Source organism: Wolbachia endosymbiont of Cylisticus convexus, assembly GCF_003344345.1.
Genome location: NZ_QPIP01000040.1, coordinates 1 through 15,927 on the forward strand (window position 1 = coordinate 1; position 15,927 = coordinate 15,927).

General features: G+C 33.6%; 19 protein-coding genes, 1 tRNA gene and 2 pseudogenes. 16 read left to right on the plus strand and 6 right to left on the minus strand.

The window, feature by feature from the left end; translation table 11 throughout:
* The first annotated feature begins 107 nt into the window (after positions 1–107).
* From Wcon_RS05235 to Wcon_RS05250, 4 genes and pseudogenes are all read left to right on the plus strand, one after another.
* A complete protein-coding gene (locus Wcon_RS05235; protein WP_114516947.1) occupies positions 108–350 on the plus strand; it encodes a hypothetical protein in 243 nt (80 codons plus the stop codon).
* An 8-nt stretch (positions 351–358) separates the two neighbouring features.
* A complete protein-coding gene (locus Wcon_RS05240) occupies positions 359–841 on the plus strand; it encodes a hypothetical protein (RefSeq protein WP_114516948.1) in 483 nt (160 codons plus the stop codon).
* Positions 842–869: 28 nt separating this feature from the next.
* Positions 870–1,202 carry a transposase gene (locus Wcon_RS05245; protein ID WP_179947459.1) on the plus strand — a complete coding sequence of 111 codons (333 nt, stop codon included), beginning with the start codon at positions 870–872 and terminating at the stop codon, positions 1,200–1,202.
* Between the two features lie 93 nt (positions 1,203–1,295).
* Positions 1,296–1,679, plus strand: a pseudogene (locus tag Wcon_RS05250) (transposase); the annotation flags it as partial.
* A 153-nt stretch (positions 1,680–1,832) separates the two neighbouring features.
* Here Wcon_RS05250 and Wcon_RS05255 read toward each other — a convergent pair.
* Complete coding sequence (locus tag Wcon_RS05255) at positions 1,833–2,534, minus strand: ABC transporter ATP-binding protein (protein WP_114517479.1); 702 nt, start codon at positions 2,532–2,534, stop codon at positions 1,833–1,835.
* Entirely contained in the window at positions 2,527–3,309 is a 783-nt protein-coding gene (locus Wcon_RS05260) for an MlaE family ABC transporter permease (RefSeq protein ID WP_114517480.1), read from the minus strand. Before Wcon_RS05260 ends, Wcon_RS05255 begins: the two co-directional genes overlap by 8 nt.
* 234 nt (positions 3,310–3,543) lie before the next feature.
* Between Wcon_RS05260 and rpmF the strand changes: the two genes are divergently transcribed.
* The 4 genes from rpmF to Wcon_RS05280 all read left to right on the plus strand — a co-directional run bounded on the left by rpmF (position 3,544) and on the right by Wcon_RS05280 (position 5,934).
* Complete coding sequence (rpmF, locus tag Wcon_RS05265; protein WP_047759731.1) at positions 3,544–3,726, plus strand: 50S ribosomal protein L32; 183 nt, start codon at positions 3,544–3,546, stop codon at positions 3,724–3,726.
* A gap of 8 nt (positions 3,727–3,734) precedes the next feature.
* On the plus strand, positions 3,735–4,763 hold the full coding sequence (plsX, locus tag Wcon_RS05270; protein WP_047759730.1) for a phosphate acyltransferase PlsX: 1,029 nt from the start codon (positions 3,735–3,737) through the stop codon (positions 4,761–4,763).
* On the plus strand, positions 4,750–5,712 hold the full coding sequence (locus Wcon_RS05275; protein WP_114517481.1) for a beta-ketoacyl-ACP synthase III: 963 nt from the start codon (positions 4,750–4,752) through the stop codon (positions 5,710–5,712). Before plsX ends, Wcon_RS05275 begins: the two co-directional genes overlap by 14 nt.
* A gap of 148 nt (positions 5,713–5,860) precedes the next feature.
* Positions 5,861–5,934 (plus strand) — tRNA-Arg (locus Wcon_RS05280).
* 8 nt (positions 5,935–5,942) lie between these two features.
* Here Wcon_RS05280 and Wcon_RS05285 read toward each other — a convergent pair.
* Positions 5,943–6,893 (minus strand): complex I NDUFA9 subunit family protein, encoded by a 951-nt coding sequence (locus Wcon_RS05285; RefSeq protein ID WP_114517482.1) that lies wholly within the window; start codon positions 6,891–6,893, stop codon positions 5,943–5,945.
* A gap of 50 nt (positions 6,894–6,943) precedes the next feature.
* Positions 6,944–8,320, minus strand: a complete 1,377-nt coding sequence (locus tag Wcon_RS05290; protein WP_114517483.1) for a UDP-N-acetylmuramoyl-tripeptide--D-alanyl-D-alanine ligase — start codon at positions 8,318–8,320, stop codon at positions 6,944–6,946.
* Between the two features lie 192 nt (positions 8,321–8,512).
* Between Wcon_RS05290 and Wcon_RS05295 the strand changes: the two genes are divergently transcribed.
* From Wcon_RS05295 to Wcon_RS05330, 8 genes are all read left to right on the plus strand, one after another.
* Positions 8,513–9,253 carry a hypothetical protein gene (locus Wcon_RS05295; protein WP_237350056.1) on the plus strand — a complete coding sequence of 247 codons (741 nt, stop codon included), beginning with the start codon at positions 8,513–8,515 and terminating at the stop codon, positions 9,251–9,253.
* Positions 9,254–9,256: 3 nt separating this feature from the next.
* Positions 9,257–9,541: a hypothetical protein gene (locus Wcon_RS05300; RefSeq protein ID WP_114517484.1), complete on the plus strand. Its 285-nt coding sequence runs from the start codon at positions 9,257–9,259 to the stop codon at positions 9,539–9,541.
* 6 nt (positions 9,542–9,547) lie between these two features.
* Positions 9,548–9,916, plus strand: coding sequence for an HIT domain-containing protein (locus Wcon_RS05305; RefSeq protein ID WP_114517485.1), 369 nt, complete (start codon positions 9,548–9,550; stop codon positions 9,914–9,916).
* Positions 9,917–9,934: 18 nt separating this feature from the next.
* Complete coding sequence (locus tag Wcon_RS05310; protein ID WP_047759723.1) at positions 9,935–10,288, plus strand: NADH-quinone oxidoreductase subunit A; 354 nt, start codon at positions 9,935–9,937, stop codon at positions 10,286–10,288.
* A 4-nt stretch (positions 10,289–10,292) separates the two neighbouring features.
* Entirely contained in the window at positions 10,293–10,808 is a 516-nt protein-coding gene (locus tag Wcon_RS05315; RefSeq protein ID WP_114517486.1) for a NuoB/complex I 20 kDa subunit family protein, read from the plus strand.
* Complete coding sequence (locus tag Wcon_RS05320; RefSeq protein ID WP_114517487.1) at positions 10,801–11,373, plus strand: NADH-quinone oxidoreductase subunit C; 573 nt, start codon at positions 10,801–10,803, stop codon at positions 11,371–11,373. Before Wcon_RS05315 ends, Wcon_RS05320 begins: the two co-directional genes overlap by 8 nt.
* A gap of 3 nt (positions 11,374–11,376) precedes the next feature.
* Entirely contained in the window at positions 11,377–12,327 is a 951-nt protein-coding gene (gene mdh / locus Wcon_RS05325) for a malate dehydrogenase (RefSeq protein ID WP_114517488.1), read from the plus strand.
* 239 nt (positions 12,328–12,566) lie between these two features.
* Positions 12,567–13,124 carry a hypothetical protein gene (locus Wcon_RS05330; RefSeq protein WP_147269156.1) on the plus strand — a complete coding sequence of 186 codons (558 nt, stop codon included), beginning with the start codon at positions 12,567–12,569 and terminating at the stop codon, positions 13,122–13,124.
* A gap of 170 nt (positions 13,125–13,294) precedes the next feature.
* Here Wcon_RS05330 and Wcon_RS05335 read toward each other — a convergent pair.
* Positions 13,295–13,996 (minus strand): annotated as a pseudogene (locus tag Wcon_RS05335) (hypothetical protein); the annotation flags it as partial.
* Entirely contained in the window at positions 13,986–15,647 is a 1,662-nt protein-coding gene (locus Wcon_RS05340; protein ID WP_114517490.1) for a recombinase family protein, read from the minus strand. The gene Wcon_RS05340 and the pseudogene Wcon_RS05335, both read right to left, overlap by 11 nt.
* Between the last annotated feature and the right edge of the window lie 280 nt (positions 15,648–15,927).

Sequence of the window (15,927 nt, forward strand, 5' to 3'; positions counted from 1 at the left end):
TGTTGAAAGTGTCATAAGAAGAAGATAAAAGAGCTATTATTAAAGAAAAATGGAGGCAATAATGGATCAAATAGAAAGAATACTAAACTTAACTAAAAGACGAGGATTTGGAAAGACTAGGAAAATCAACAGAGGTAGATAAATGTAATACTAAGTTAGTTGGTAAAATAATATTTAAAGGCTTAATGAAGCTAATATTAATGGGTCAGAAAACAAGCTTAAGAGCACTAGAAATGGTAATAAATAGGTGTGTGATAGATAAAAATGATGATAAAAGTACAGTTACATACAGTGGCTTATCGAAAAGGTTAAAAGTTCTGATTATTTTAAAGGTGTATATATCGATTTAATAAACAAAGTGGAAAAATTATTGCCCAGAAAAACGTCACATAACTTACATAGATTCGATTCAACAATTATAAATTTATCAGGGTACCTTATAAAAGATGGGTTAAAAATAGGTGGTAAAAGCAATGACAGTCAAGTCAAAGTAAGCGTTGGATTAAAAGGCCAATTACCGACGAGTATAAGATTTTGTCAAGGGCAAGAAGAAAGTAGCGAAGATATAGCGCTGGTTAGAGCAATTAATGAAGCTAAAGTTAAAAAAGAGGATATTTTATTGTTTGATAGAAGGATTGCAAAAGTTGCAACTTTCACTGAGTTTGACAAAAAGGAATACAAATTTATCACAAGAACATACTTAAAAAGAAGGTACTGCGTTATAAGAGAGAATGAAATTACGCAAAAACAACAACCAGATGGATCGGAAATTTTGGAAGATAATATAGTGAATCTTTACAGCGGAAGCAGAGCAATAGCAAGTACGACTAATAAAAATTAAAAATAGAACAGAAGATGAAATATGGTTTTTGACCAACTTATTTGAAATACCGGCTTATGAAGTAACACAAATATACAGACGCAGGTGGGATATAGAAGTATTTTTCAAATTTATCAAGCAAAACCTCGGATATAAGCATTTTTTAAGCCATGACATGAATGGAATGAAAGTGTATATTTATATGATTATTATTACAGCTTTATTATTTCTTGTTTATAAAATAAGAAATAACTTAGACGGATTTAAGATAGCACTATTACAGTTTACATTAGATCTTAATGACTCTTTTTTACGTTCAATTGTTTTACTATCAGGAGGTAACTTACATGCCGTTGATCACCTTATATCACGCCATTTTTGATACTTTCAACACTTATGGGGCCTACCCTCATCTACTGCGTAGCTTTTGTTTCTACGGCACACATGAATCTGGACACCGAAGATTATGCTTATCCAGAAAGGACAGCGGTTTTATGCTCTAAAATCTGGAAAGAAGACTCAGCATGGTTGCAGCATTAAATAAAGGGAAAATCATGGCACCTATAACCTTAGAGGGCTACTGCGATACAGATGTTTTCAATGGATGGTTTGAGCAATTTTTGACACCAATTTTGCAGTCTGGACAAACGGTAATTTTGGATAATGCGACTTTTCATAAGTCCAAAAAAATCAGTGAACTTGCCGAGAGTGTCGGTGCAGAAATTTTATATTTGCCACCATATTTTTCTGATTTTAATGAAATTGAGCATCATTGATTTGCCATAAAAATAAAGCAAGAAAAAACGTTCCTATTTTCAAATCCTTTCGTCAAGCTGTTGATTCTGCCTTTTTATTCTGACTATTATGAGAAGAGCTATACTTTATTTAATGCGTTGTTTTATAGCTAACACACCATACCTCCGTGGCACTACACGAGTAACAGAACGACGATTTGTCGGTAGCTCAAGCTAGGATAGATATAGCGTTCACAATATCGTTTGTAAACCTATAGCTATATACAATGAATGAATTTTTTTATATATTCGTTATTAGTATTTTGTATTTCCTGAACAGTTCCATGGGAAATAATCTCCCCTTCATATAATACTGCTATTCTATCAGCTATTTTAAATGCGCTATGAATATCATGTGTAATCGTGATAATTGTAGGGCAAAGATCTTTGGATAATTTTATTATTATCTCGTTTACTATATCTGACATAATTGGGTCCAATCCTGAAGTTGGCTCATCCAATACAATAATTTCTGGGTTGTGTGCAATTGCCCTTGCAAGTGCGACTCTTTTCTTCATTCCGCCTGATAGCTCTATTGGAAACATATCTGCTATGTTTTCTTCCAGTCTAACGTCATTTAACTTCTTGATTGCTAGCTGTTTTGCCTCCTTTTTGCTGATATCAAAGCGTTTTTTATAATTAAAAGATATATTTTCCCACACTGTAACGTAGTCAAATAAAGCAGAATTTTGAAATAAGACTCCAAATTTATTTTTGCTTTTACTATTTATTTTAATAGATCCTGAGTCTGGTGTCAGCAAGCCAATGATTATTTTTGTTAATACAGATTTGCCACTTCCCGAGCCGCCAAGTATGACTAATGATTCTCCCTTCGATATATCAAAACTTATGTCGTTTAATATCGTTCTATCATCAAAAGATAAGCTTAAGTTCAATATTGATATTATGGGGCTATGCATGTATCAAAGTAATCAAGTAGTTTGTTAAGATGATCAATATGGACGATAAAACAACAGTTGATGTTGTAGCAACACCTACTCCTCGTGCACCTTTTTTGCAATGGTAACCGTAATAACAACTTGAAACAGAAATTATGGCGCCAAAAGCAGTTGCTTTCATTAGCCCAATAATAAAATCATACACATTAAAGAATTGAGCCGTATATTTTAAGTATATATTTAAATTGTGGTTAAATTCAAAGACTGCAGTGACATACCCTCCAAATATTCCTATTAGATCTGCACATACTGCAAGTATGGGAAATACTATAATTGACGCTAAAATCCTTGGTGCAATTAAATATTTGAAAGGATTGATGTCCAAAGTTGTAAGTGCATCTATTTGCTCAGTGATACGCATCGTACCAATTTCTGCCGCAATTGATGATCCAACCTTCCCTACCATTATTAAGCTGATCAAAACTGGTCCTAACTCTTTAATGATAGTGATCGTAACAAGTTTAGGTATTACTTGTTCTTGATTAATTAATAGACCACTTAAGCTACTTTGTAAAACTATCACCGCTCCTATAAAAACTCCAGTGAGGCCAACAATTGGCAAAGAGAAAAAGCCTATCTCTATAATTTGTCTTGCTACATTGCTAAAATAATATGGCGGCACAAAGCAATGGTATAGAGACTGAATAAAAAACACAAATGCGTTACCAAGCTTCAACAGAAAGCTGATAAAGCACCTACCGATTATTCTAACACTTTTTATATCAAAGGAACTCACTTTGCATTTATCTTAGCTAAAAATTAGTTTTACTGATTTTATTAAAATTTTTATTAACTTCACTGCAGAGTATAGTCAAGATATGTCTTAAGTTCAATATGCTTTGGTCAAAATGCTTTAGTTTAAGTTTATAAGACTGAATTGTATAAGAAAATCTTACTCATTTCGCTATTTACTTCTTGTAAAAAACATGCTACTAATAAATTGTGTTATATGATTGGATTGGAGTAAATTTTGGCAGTTCCAAAAAGAAAAAAGTCAAAGTCAAGGCGTAATATGCATCGTTCTCACCATGCTATTAAGCCTAAGAATATTGTGGTATGTGCAACAACTGGAGAATTCATGTTGCCTCACAACATAGCAGTTGACAACAGTTACAAAGGAAAACGTGTTTTCATTAAACAACAAGCGGAGTAGCTCATGGTATGTTACCCACGATCAACAATAACATAGTTATTGCACTTGATGCTATGGGGGGCGATTTTGCGCCTCTTTCCATAATTCAAGGCGCTGGTTTTTTTTTGGATAATCTTGTTGACCTAGGCGTTAAAGTTTTTTTTCATATTTATGGAGATCAGAAAGAAATATCTCCTTTGCTTTCAAAATATAAAAAAGTAAGTGATAATTCCGAGTTTACCCATTGCTCTGACAATGTTCTTCCAAATGATAAGCCCTCTTTTGCACTGAGATATCGCAAAGATTCAAGTATGAAGGCTGCAATTGGCGCAGTGAAAGAAGGTAAGGCTTTCGGAGTGGTGTCTTCAGGCAACACTGGAGCATTGATGGCAATCTCTAGACTTATTCTAGGAACATTACCAAATATCTATCGTCCTGCTATTGTATCTGTCTGTCCAACTAAAACAAAAAGTTTTGCGTTGCTTGATCTTGGTGCAAATGTTGACTGTAATGCTGACTCATTATTTCAATTTGCATTAATGGGAAGTATATTTGCAAAAATAGCATTAAAAGTTGAAAATCCTAAAGTCGCTTTGCTAAATATTGGTACAGAAGAAGTTAAAGGCACTGACTCAGTGCAAGAAGCTTTTAAGTTACTCAGCAATGCTCAAAGTATTAACTTCAAAGGATATATAGAGGCAAGTGAATTTTTAGAGGGTAATATAGATGTAATTGTTGCTGATGGTTTTGTTGGTAATGTAATGCTCAAAACAGCTGAGGCAACTGCTGGTACTTTTATCAGTCTAATAAAACAGGAAGTATTTAACTCATGGATGACAAAAATGCTTCTTGGCATATTGTTGAAGCCCAAGCTAAATAAAGCTTTAGAGCGTTTTAATCCAAAAATTAGAAGTGGAGCTATGTTTTTAGGGTTAAATGGTATCGTTATTAAAAGCCATGGAAATTCTGATGCTATTTCTTTTGCTCATGCTATAAAATTCGCAGTAAACGCAATTAATGAAAATTTAAACCAGAGGATGATTAGTGAGATTAAATAAGAACCTTATATTGAGCACTGGATCTTACCTACCAAAAAAAACGTTGAGTAATAACGAAATTGCATTGATAGTTGAGACAAACGATGAATGGATAAGGCAGAGAACAGGAATAGTTCAAAGACATATAGCAGATGAAGGAGAATTAACATCAGACTTAGCTGTAAATGCAGCAAGAAATGCTATAGAAAAAGCTAAAATTTCAGTAGATGAAATTGATTTAATCATAATTGCCACAACAACACCTGACAAAACTTTTCCTAGCTGTGCAACTATTGTGCAGAATAAATTAAAATGTAAAAACGCATTTTCTTTTGACGTGCAAGCAGCATGCTCTGGTTTTATATATGCAGTTACAGTTGCTGATTCTCTCATAAAATCTAACAACAGAATTAAATACGCGCTTGTTATTGGTGCTGAAATAATGTCTAGGATTGTTGATTGGAGAGATAGGTCAACTTGTGTACTCTTTGGTGATGGTGCTGGAGCGGTGATAATAAAATCAAAAATGGGTAACAACGGCATCATATCAACAAACTTACACTCTGATGGCAATGTGGACATATTATGTACGAACGAAGGAACATCCTCTATTGGTGATTCTGGAAAAATATGCATGAATGGAAGAGAAGTGTTTAAACATGCAGTGGATAAGTTAACAGCCTCAGTAGAGGAAACTCTGAAATGCAACAATTTAAAAATCACTGATATTGACTGGTTAATTCCCCATCAAGCAAACATTCGTATTATTGAAGCAGTAGTAAAGAAATTAGATTTTCCTATAGAGAAAGTGATTAATACCGTTGATAAGCATGCAAATACCTCAGCAGCGTCAATTCCACTAGCCTTAGACTACGCAATACAAGAATTAAAAATAAAATCAGGAAATCTGGTACTGCTGATTTCGATAGGTGCAGGTCTCACCTGGGGTTCTGTGTTGCTGCGCTATTAGACTTTCTGCATGTCACTCAAGCTTTCTTTTTTTTAAGTTTTCAGCATTACATGCTGTACTGACAAAGTTTTGAGATATTATTACAAACATCATATTCACAAGAAATACTTGACTTCACGTGTACTAAGAAGCATTTTATATATGCTGTGTGCCCGTAGCTCAGTTGGATAGAGCAACAGCCTTCTAAGCTGTGGGTCGTAGGTTCGAATCCTACCGGGCACATTCTTCTATCAATACTTTCTATAAATCTTCAAGTACTCTGGCACCACATTTTCAATTGCTAATGGTCGAATTTTCATTATTTCAAGATCATCTGACTTTTCGATTGAACTACTCATCATAACTTTCACCTGATCTCGAGTAAGTATAGGGCTTGCATCTCCGGTTACGGGTTTTAACAGCACAGAAACAACTTTACTTTCTAAGAAGAAGGCTATCAATCTTGCCATTGGAAAAGATACATTGATCAGTAAACACTTTCTGTTAGTAACATTCAGAATAAACTTTAACAAGCTTTTAAAAGAGTAAACTTTTGGTCCACCTATATTATAAATTTTTTTATCTTGCTTATTAAAGCTGATAATACGATATACCACTTCAGCTAAGTTTGTTACACATATCGGCTGGAACTTAGTTATTCCACTACCGATCAACGGCAAAAAAGGAAGAATTGTTGCTAATCTTGCAAATTTATTAAAGAAATTATCTTCTTTACCAAATACAAGACTGGGCTTAATTATTATTGCTCCTTGAAACGCTGAAGTTACAGCTTTTTCACCTTTCAGTTTACTTTTGGCATATTTTGACAGCTTACTATTTTCTATTCCCATAGCAGAAAAATGTATCATCATAGATACATTTTTTATTTGTGCAGCTCTGGCTATTTTTTCAGCTATTCCAACATGAATGGTATAGAAATCGTGCTTTTTTGCTTCATATAATATTCCCACTAAGTTTATGGCTACATCACATTCTTCCATGCCTTCTAGAACTGATTTTTCATCAAAAAAATCGCCTTTAAATATTGATATTTGTCCCAAATTGCCACACAATTTTAAACAAGCAGCTTTTTCCTGATTACGAGTGAATATCTTTATTAAATATCCTTCTGCTGCCAAGCGTCTTACGATGTGTTTCCCTATAAACCCCGTTCCACCAAAAATAATTACACGTTTTGTCACGATTAAAGTTCCTAATAATTTGTTACTGTAAATTAGTACAATGATTTTGCTTAATATTCTATTATGAATTCCCGTACAATAAGATCCATTTTCATTCCTCGTGAGCCTTTAACTAGAATTGCGTCATTATTCTGAATAATGTTAGCTAAATCACTTTTCAATTGATTAGAATCATTAAAATGCGTGCCTCTTATATTATCTGGCAAAAGCTCATGCAATTCTAACATAAATTTACCAACTGTATAAATTTTATCTATATTATTTTCTGTGACAATCTTAACCAAATCTGTATGAAATTCTATGCTTTTATCACCAAGTTCCAACATATCACCAAGCAAAGCTACTTTTCTCTGATTAGAATATGTACTCAAAGTTTTTATTGCAGTTTTCATCGAAGCAGGGCTGGCGTTATAGGAGTCATCAATTAAATGTATATATTTTCTATTGTATTTGACCTTATGAATATTGCCTCTACCTTTCGCTACACTAAAATTCTTAAGTGCAAGTGGTAATTTTGATAAATCAAGTCCGAGGCTTTGCACAACTGCTGCAACAGCAAGTAGCGAATAAGCAAAATGCTCACCTTGCACACGTAAATTACAGTTTATAGTTTGATTATTATTTAGTCTTATTTTTAAATTTAACCCGTCATCGTTTCTTATTATGTCTAATAAGCAAACTTCAGCATTTTTATCTTTACCGAGGCTTATTACATTTCTATTGGCGCATGATGAGAGATAATCATAGTATTTATTATCTCTGTTCAAGACCAAAGTACCGTTATTTTTCGTACCATACAGAATTTCTAACTTCGCTTGTGCAACGTCAAATAGTGATGAAAAATTTTCAACATGTGCAGGTTCGATATTGGTAATAACTGCAATATCCGGATTGCTAATCTTCGATAACTCTTTTATTTCACCAGCTCTATTCATTCCCATTTCAAGGATTAAGTACTGGCAGTTTTTTGGGGCTTTTAGAATCGTAAAAGGCAATCCTATATTATTATTCAAGTTACCTTCGTTTGCATGAGACACTCCATATTGCGATAAAACAGTGTGCAGCATGTCCTTTGTAGTGGTTTTCCCGACACTACCTGTGATTGTGATAACTTTAGCATTAACAAGAACATTTCTAATGTAATATGATGCAATATTATGCAAAGCTTTTAGAGTATCTTGCACAACAATTAGAGGAAAATTTCTATATTTATCTTCACTTACTACCGCAGCAGCAGCTCCTTTTAAAAATGCTTCATGTAGAAAATCATGTCCATCAAAGTTCTTTCCCTTGAGAGCGATAAATAAACCACCTTTTTTTATGCTTCTTGTGTCCGCTGAAATATTTAAGCTATGTATCCAATTACAACCATTTATGTCTCTTCCGCCAGTTGCATCAATGATATTATTTGTGTTCCATTTAACCATAATTTAGAGAGTATTCTTTATAATAAATTGAACAATAAAAGTAGCAAAAATACTACATGTTTTAGACAATGTGCAAATAATGGTTGCAATCTCCATAATTTCATCTTATAATGGATATATAAGTTTAAATATTTTTGTCTATAATTAGATATGGTGTAGGATCTGGTTGTAGGAAGTACTTTGGAGGTATATATGGCAGAATCTATTTGGGCTAAGATAAGCGGAGCAGTTAAAACAGGTGTAAAGGCTACAGGTCGGGTATTTGTTCTTGTGCCTAAAGCACTTATTTATCCTATAAAGAAACCGTTTGCTTCAATGAGCGAAGTGAAGCATGATGCTAAAGTTTCATTAAAAGAGGCTGTTGGTATAGATGTACCTGAAGAAGAAAAGAAATATGACACACCTATAGAAACCACAGAAGCTAGTAAGTGCCTTAGTATACAAATAACAAAACAAGGGAAAGGAAAGGTAAGTTTTTTAGCGTCAAGAACTTTAACGGGCGATGTACCTCACTTGAGTTCAGAGCAATTAGGTGAAATAAAGAAAGAACTGCCGAATATAAATATTTTTAAAGAAGAGAACAAAATTGTAATTGAAGTTGATGTTGAGGGGATTATTCAAGAAATAAAAGATAAAAATCCAGGTATGGATGAAAAAGCAATAAAAAAGTGCGCTCTTGAAGGAATTTATAATAAGATTGATTGTGATCTCAAAAACTTGGCAAAAATTACTGGCGGAGAATTTAAAATTCATACAGATCTCAAATTGCTGTATGGTATTGCAGAAAAGTTGTATAATGGATATAATAATCAAAAGCAGCGTTCATCAGAAGTTGTAGGTTCCATGGTTGCGAGAAAGTCATCAGAGGAGTTTTTAAATAGTTGGCAGAGTAAAGTTGATAAACGTAATTATGAAGAAATTAAGGGGGTTTAAATCATGAGGAATAGGATGAATGAAGTTAAAATAGAGGAAAGATACCATAGCCTAACTGTTCCTGGAGATATGTATCATCTACAGCCAGAAGTTATTGCTGCAAGAAAGGTAAATGGCATAAGATTTTCTTCAAAAGAGTACTTGATAAACTATGAAGCAGTTCTACGCGGTCACAATATACAGTTAAAAGATGATGTTTTAACTCTTGAAGATGCTTCTAGCGAGGCAGCAATAAGCTCACCTTCTACACCAAATCACAAGCAAAATAGAAGGGGGCCAGGAATTTAATAAAGTATGGGTAATACAGCTTATGATGATACTAACATCTTTGCTCAAATATTAAGAAGTGAGTTGCCTTGTGAAAAGGTATATGAGGACAAAGATATATTGGCGTTTCATGATAAATATCCTGATGCACCAATTCACATTCTAGTTATACCAAAAAGTCAATATACTTCATATGATGATTTTATTTTAAAAGCTTCTGCAGAGAAAATAGTAAGCTTCTTTCAAGCTGTAAGAGAAATAACACATAAATACAATTTAGAAAAAACAGGATATAGATTAGTTACTAACTACGGTGAAAACGGAGAACAAGTTGTACCACACTTTCACGTGCATATTTTAGGTGGTAAAAAGTTAGGAAAGCATGTAAACTCATAGTGTTATATGTTTTGTTAAATGAGCGAATATTTAACCATAGTAATCTTTATCTGCGTATCAATTGTAGTATCTTTTACTTTAGGTGTATTACCTATGTTCCTTGCAGTCAGTAACCCAGATGGCGAAAAACTTTCTACATATGAGTGTGGCTTTAATCCTTTATCAAGAGCAAGAAAAAGTTTCGACATAAAATTTTACTTAGTTTCAATATTGTTCATAATATTCGATTTAGAAATTGCTTTTCTTTTCCCTTGGGCTGTTTCTTTATCTAAAATAAGCTATTGTGGATTTTGGTCTATGATGATATTTCTTGCAATACTCACTATAGGCTTTATCTATGAGTGGTGTAAAGGTGCATTAGAATGGGAGTAAGTTTATGACAGGTCAAGTTCTATCTAACGATGATTGGAGTCATTATAAAAAAGAAGGGTTTCTTGTCACTAAATTTGGTGATTTAACAGATTACGTAATGAATTGGGCAAGGTCTGGTTCATTGTGGCCAATGACATTTGGTCTTGCATGTTGCGCAGTTGAGATGATGCATACTGCATCCAGCCGTTATGATCTTGATAGATATGGCATAATGTTTCGTGCAAGCCCACGTCAATCAGATGTGATGATTGTTGCTGGCACACTAACTAATAAAATGGCAGCAGCATTGCGCAAGGTTTATGATCAAATGGCAGACCCGAAGTATGTTATTTCTATGGGAAGTTGTGCAAATGGTGGTGGTTATTACCATTACTCTTATTCAGTAGTCCGCGGTTGTGATAGGATCGTACCAGTTGATGTGTACGTTCCTGGATGCCCACCAACCGCTGAAGCGTTGCTATATGGAATGCTATGCCTACAAAACAAAATAAAACGAACTCAAAGTATAAAGCATGGATAAAACTGCAAAGTATATGCAAAAAAAGCTTAAATGCGAGTGTATTCAAAAGGACGACGGTACTATTGTAATATATTCAACTTTAGATGAAATTGAAAAACACCTATCTTTTCTACGTGATGATGAAAAATGCAGGTTTGAATTATTAGTTGATATTTTTGGGGTTGACTACCCAAATAGAGAGAAGCGTTTTGAGCTAATATACAATTTGCTCAGCATTGTGTATAACACTAGAATACATATAAAGCTTAAGTTATATGAGAGTGATATGCCTACAAGCGTAGTGAAAATATTTAGTACGGCTTCGTGGTTTGAACGCGAAGTGTTTGATATGTATGGAATAGAGTTTTCTGATCACCCCGATTTACGTAGGATTTTAACGGACTATGGATTCAAAGGTCATCCAATGTTAAAAGATTTCCCTCTCACTGGTTATGAGGAAGTAAGATATGATATAGAGGCAAAAAAGATTGTATATAATCCTATAGATTTACCGCAAGATTTTCGTATGTTTGATAGCTTATCCCCTTGGGAAGGTAAAGATACAAAAGTAAATACAAAGGAGTAGAAAATGACAGCACAAAGAAAAAAAATATCTTTGATTGGCGCAGGAAATATCGGTGGAACGCTTGCCCATATGATTGCACTAAGAGAGCTAGGAGATGTTGTTTTGCTTGATATCAGCAATGGAATACCACAAGGTAAAGCGCTTGATATTGCAGAATCATCTCCTATTGATGGATTTAATGTCAATATTATTGGTACAAATAGGTATGAAGATATAAAAAACTCTGACGCAATTATAATAACCGCTGGCATTGCTAGAAAACCGGGAATGAGCAGAGATGACCTTCTGCAAACTAATGCTGCAGTAATGAAAGAGGTTGGGGGAAATATTAAAAAACATTCTCCAAACGCATTTGTAATAGTGGTTACCAACCCTTTGGATGCTATGGTTTCAGTGGTACACAAATCTTCAAATCTGCCAACTAATATGATTGTTGGTATGGCAGGAGTGCTTGATTCTGCTCGTTTTCGTTATTTTCTTGCAAGTGAGTTAAATATTTCTATTGAAGATGTATCTGCTTTTGTGCTTGGAGGACATGGTGACACTATGGTACCACTAATCAACTGTGCCTCCATTGCTGGCATTTCACTTCTCCAAATTGTTAATATGGGTCTCATCACACAGAAAAAAGTTGATGAGATAGTTGAACGTACACGCAACGGTGGAAAAGAAATAGTTGATTTACTCAAATCTGGATCCGCATACTATGCTCCTGCATCTTCAGCCATATGTATGCTAGAGTCATACTTAAAAGACAAAAGGCGTATATTACCATGTGCTGTTTATCTTAATGGTGAATATGGCATGAAAGACTTGTTTATTGGTGTCCCTGCTATTATTGGCAAAAATGGAATTGAAAAAGTTCTAGAAGTTAAAATGAATGATAGTGAACAAGAGATGTTCAATAAATCTGTGAATGCAGTAAAAGAGCTGGTAAATCTAATAAAATTCTAATAATTATTTAAGAGAAATTTATAATGAAAGTTTATAGACACAATGTATCTGTAATAGAAGAAGCATTGAATTTTTGGAAAGGGGAAATCTAATTAGTACAAAGCAGTGTAATGAATTAAACAGTAGCCTAAAGGTCATTGGTTTTAATTGGGAAAAGTTTACTATCTTTATTATCCCTTTCGCGATACTTTTCCTTATTATTGCATCGACTGGCTTTATAGAAGGGCTAATAAAGTACTTTGAAAATAGTAAAGATGGTAAGCTTCATTGTAGCAGCATTGGATATCCTATTTTATGCATCTGGAGCCTATAGTAAAATAAAGTGGCCAGAAAAATTTTATAGCAATAACGGATTGCTTTTTTTAGGGGTTTTGTTTACCCCTTGTGCAATTCTGATATTTTTTGCTGCACTACATGGAAATGAGATTAAGCCTGATATTATAGGTAGGTATTTTCTTAATGTGACCTTAATTTCATGCATACTATATGTAATATTAGGTATTTTACTAAAATCCAAATTAATTTGGTGTTTTGCATTGATTGCTCTTGAACAATGGGTAAGCCTTCTTGGAGAGAACGGTTATTGGCTAGAAATGAGTTTAAATGTAAGGCTTATGCTATACGAGATTTTACTGACTACCTTATCAAAGCTAATTAAACGAAATGCAAGAATTTCATTTTTACATAGGACAACTTTAGTAACCATATGCGTCAAGTTAAGAGAATACGCCCAATATAGCAACCATTTAAGGTTTATTTGTTATATTTATTTTTTAAGAAATCTTGATCTAAAATAAGATAATTTTTTTTAAAGAGTCTGTAAATTACTAATTTTATCGTTTAATATCTAAAATAATTTTTACCGCTTCTCTTTCTTATGCCACTTTTCCTTAACTTGACGCCTATGGTTTATTTAACACTCCCCTTTCTAATAGTAATTTTTGCGTCAAAATGCTCCTCAAATGCATCAACTCGGTCCTGTGATTCCTCCTTCTCTCACTCGTTCAGCACTTGAACTACCTAATTGAGAATCTGGCTTTATTTCCTGAGCTTTCTTATTAACTTTTTGTTCTACCTCTTTTATGTCACTACCAATTGCCATAATTTTAGGTTGAAATTTATCTATAAGATCACCAAGTGCTTCTTGATCATCTAGATGAGTACTAAGACCTTTATTCATAAGTCTGCTCATGTCATCTTCTAAAAAATTTTGAATGGTTCCATCTTTTACTAATTCCTTTATAGCCGATCGTTGCTCTTCATTTTGAAGCATTTCCACTATTTTTAGTTTATTATCAAGCGTTGTTTTTTCTTCTTGATTAGCATTTTTATAATGCTGTTTCATCAAATCGTTCTTCAATTTTTCAAAATTATTCTCTCTTGCTTGAACTGTAGGTAATTTATCTATTAAATCCTTATATAAACTTTTTACTGCTTTTCCTGCTTCAATCGCACCTTCTTTTATTTTTTCACCTGCCTTTCCTATACCTATTCCTACATAACGCGCTCCAATAGCTACAAGCGCTATTAATGTAGCAAGCACAATAAGCGGAGAAAATGCTGCTCCTAATACCATTCCAGCAGAAGCTATTCCTATTTTTTCATTTGCAGATGCTGATTTAAAATAATTGACCAGATTGTCCAGCGGACCTTTATTATTATTTATGACTACTACGACAATGTTGTAAATTTTGACCTTTTTCATTGTTATGTTCTGTAGAATGAGATATATCTTTTACTCGAAACACTATATTTACTTCTTCAATATCAACTTCAATTCGCTTAACTAATATTCTGATAACATTACGTTTAGTTAGCCAATCTAAATCATCAAGCTTTGATTTAATATTGGAAAAAAACTCTTCTAAATTGGTTACAACGAGAGTTAATTCTTGTTGTAGATTTTTTCGATTGAATATTTTTTTCTTTTCCTCTTCAACTATTTTTAAGCTCTGTTTTGCTGCTTTAATTCGTGGTTCAAATTCTTCTTTGCTAATATACCCTTGAGTATAGCTATCAATAAGTCTTGAAATGCCTTGTTTCAGCTTATCATCTTGTTTTTTAAGTGAATCAGTTATTTGATCACATGGTGATTTTTGAAGTTCTGAAAGCCTACGCTGATATTCCTTTAAAATTCTGTTTGGATTTTTTAATAGGCTTTTAACTTCTTCCCACACAGCTGTCTCTAATGTAGAAGCACGAATTGTTTTACTATTACAAATCTTATTACCAGCAAAACGGTAAGCATCTGCGCCAATACAACGATAACATTTTTTTTGAGACTTGCCATATCTTTTAGCATAATAAGAATACTGGCAACGCTTGCATACCAATAAGCCTTGCAATAGATTAGTTGTTCCTATTTGTCTTGCTCTTTGCCTTTTTGCGTTCTCAGCTAATTGCTTTTGAACTATATCAAACAAATCTTCATCAACTATTTTAGGTACTGGAATGTAAATCCAATGTTCCCTTTCAACACGATAGGTAGAACTATTCTTTTTAGGTTGTTCACAGGAATGTTTGTATGGTCTTATTTGCGGCAGCTTTGCACCTACCTTTGTTTTACCAAAAGCTGCTTGTCCTTTATAGACAGGATTTTTTAGTGTACCACAAAGCGTGCCTTTATTCCAGCATTTTCCCTTCGCTGACATGATAGACATGGTATTTAGCTGGCGACATACTTCTCCAGCACTCATTCTTTCTCTGCCTATCCAAGAAAATAGCTTACGAACCACTTCCGCTTCTTCTTCATGAACTTCAAACCGAGCTTGCCCTCCTTCCATCTGTTTATTTATATAACGGTAGCCGTAAGGAGCTCTACACATTACATTTACACTACCTTTTTTAGCTGCATAAATTTTTCCTCGACGACATCTTTCAGTAATCTTTGTGTGTTCATATTCTGCTATCATACCTTGCATTTGTAACAATAAATGAGCTTCTGGACTATCATTAATCTGATTATTTAAAAAAATTACTTCTACTTTTGCTTTCTGTAATTCTTCAAGTAAAACCATCTGATATGCATATTTACGCGATAAACGATCAGGAGAATGAATATAGATTATGTCAATTTTACCTTCTGCTACTTTATTACGTAATTTTTCTAAGGCAGGACGAACTAAATTAGATCCACTATAGCCATTATCAACGAATTTATGTTCATCTAGCAATTCATGCCCATCTGCTTTAATTTTATTTTCTAAAGCTGAAAGTTGACTTGCAATCGTATTCTCTTGTACTTGTTTTTCTGAAGAAACTCTTGCATATAAGCTTACTGTTAACATTTGATCCTCCTTGAAGTTCTTTTTTATTTGCATTTACTGAATACTTTAGCACTGGCATTAATTTTGTGTAGGCGTCTAATAAATATACCTCTGCCAACCTATCAGGTTCATAACTAACTCGTATGGCAAATCTTTCTTTACTGTTCATAACATTCCATTTAAATAATATGCTCATTATTAATCCACTACATTAAAGCTGATAATTAGTTCGTCATTAGCGTCATAAATAAATGGAGCTCTTACTTTTGGACATAAAAGTTTTCTGGAAATACTTTTTTCAAGTTTTAAATTGTTGGCAACATTGTCGTAGGTG

Excerpts from the sequence above, each read along its gene's own strand:
- Wcon_RS05340 (WP_114517490.1), bottom strand. The coding sequence starts at position 15,647 with ATGCAAATAAAAAAGAACTTCAAGGAGGATCAAATGTTAACAGTAAGC.
- Wcon_RS05310 (WP_047759723.1), top strand. The coding sequence starts at position 9,935 with ATGAGCGAATATTTAACCATAGTAATCTTTATCTGCGTATCAATTGTA.
- Wcon_RS05290 (WP_114517483.1), bottom strand. The coding sequence starts at position 8,320 with ATGGTTAAATGGAACACAAATAATATCATTGATGCAACTGGCGGAAGA.
- Wcon_RS05300 (WP_114517484.1), top strand. The coding sequence starts at position 9,257 with ATGAGGAATAGGATGAATGAAGTTAAAATAGAGGAAAGATACCATAGC.
- Wcon_RS05305 (WP_114517485.1), top strand. The coding sequence starts at position 9,548 with ATGGGTAATACAGCTTATGATGATACTAACATCTTTGCTCAAATATTA.
- mdh (WP_114517488.1), top strand. The coding sequence starts at position 11,377 with ATGACAGCACAAAGAAAAAAAATATCTTTGATTGGCGCAGGAAATATC.
- Wcon_RS05295 (WP_237350056.1), top strand. The coding sequence starts at position 8,513 with ATGGCAGAATCTATTTGGGCTAAGATAAGCGGAGCAGTTAAAACAGGT.
- Wcon_RS05255 (WP_114517479.1), bottom strand. The coding sequence starts at position 2,534 with ATGCATAGCCCCATAATATCAATATTGAACTTAAGCTTATCTTTTGAT.
- Wcon_RS05315 (WP_114517486.1), top strand. The coding sequence starts at position 10,293 with ATGACAGGTCAAGTTCTATCTAACGATGATTGGAGTCATTATAAAAAA.
- plsX (WP_047759730.1), top strand. The coding sequence starts at position 3,735 with ATGTTACCCACGATCAACAATAACATAGTTATTGCACTTGATGCTATG.
- Wcon_RS05320 (WP_114517487.1), top strand. The coding sequence starts at position 10,801 with ATGGATAAAACTGCAAAGTATATGCAAAAAAAGCTTAAATGCGAGTGT.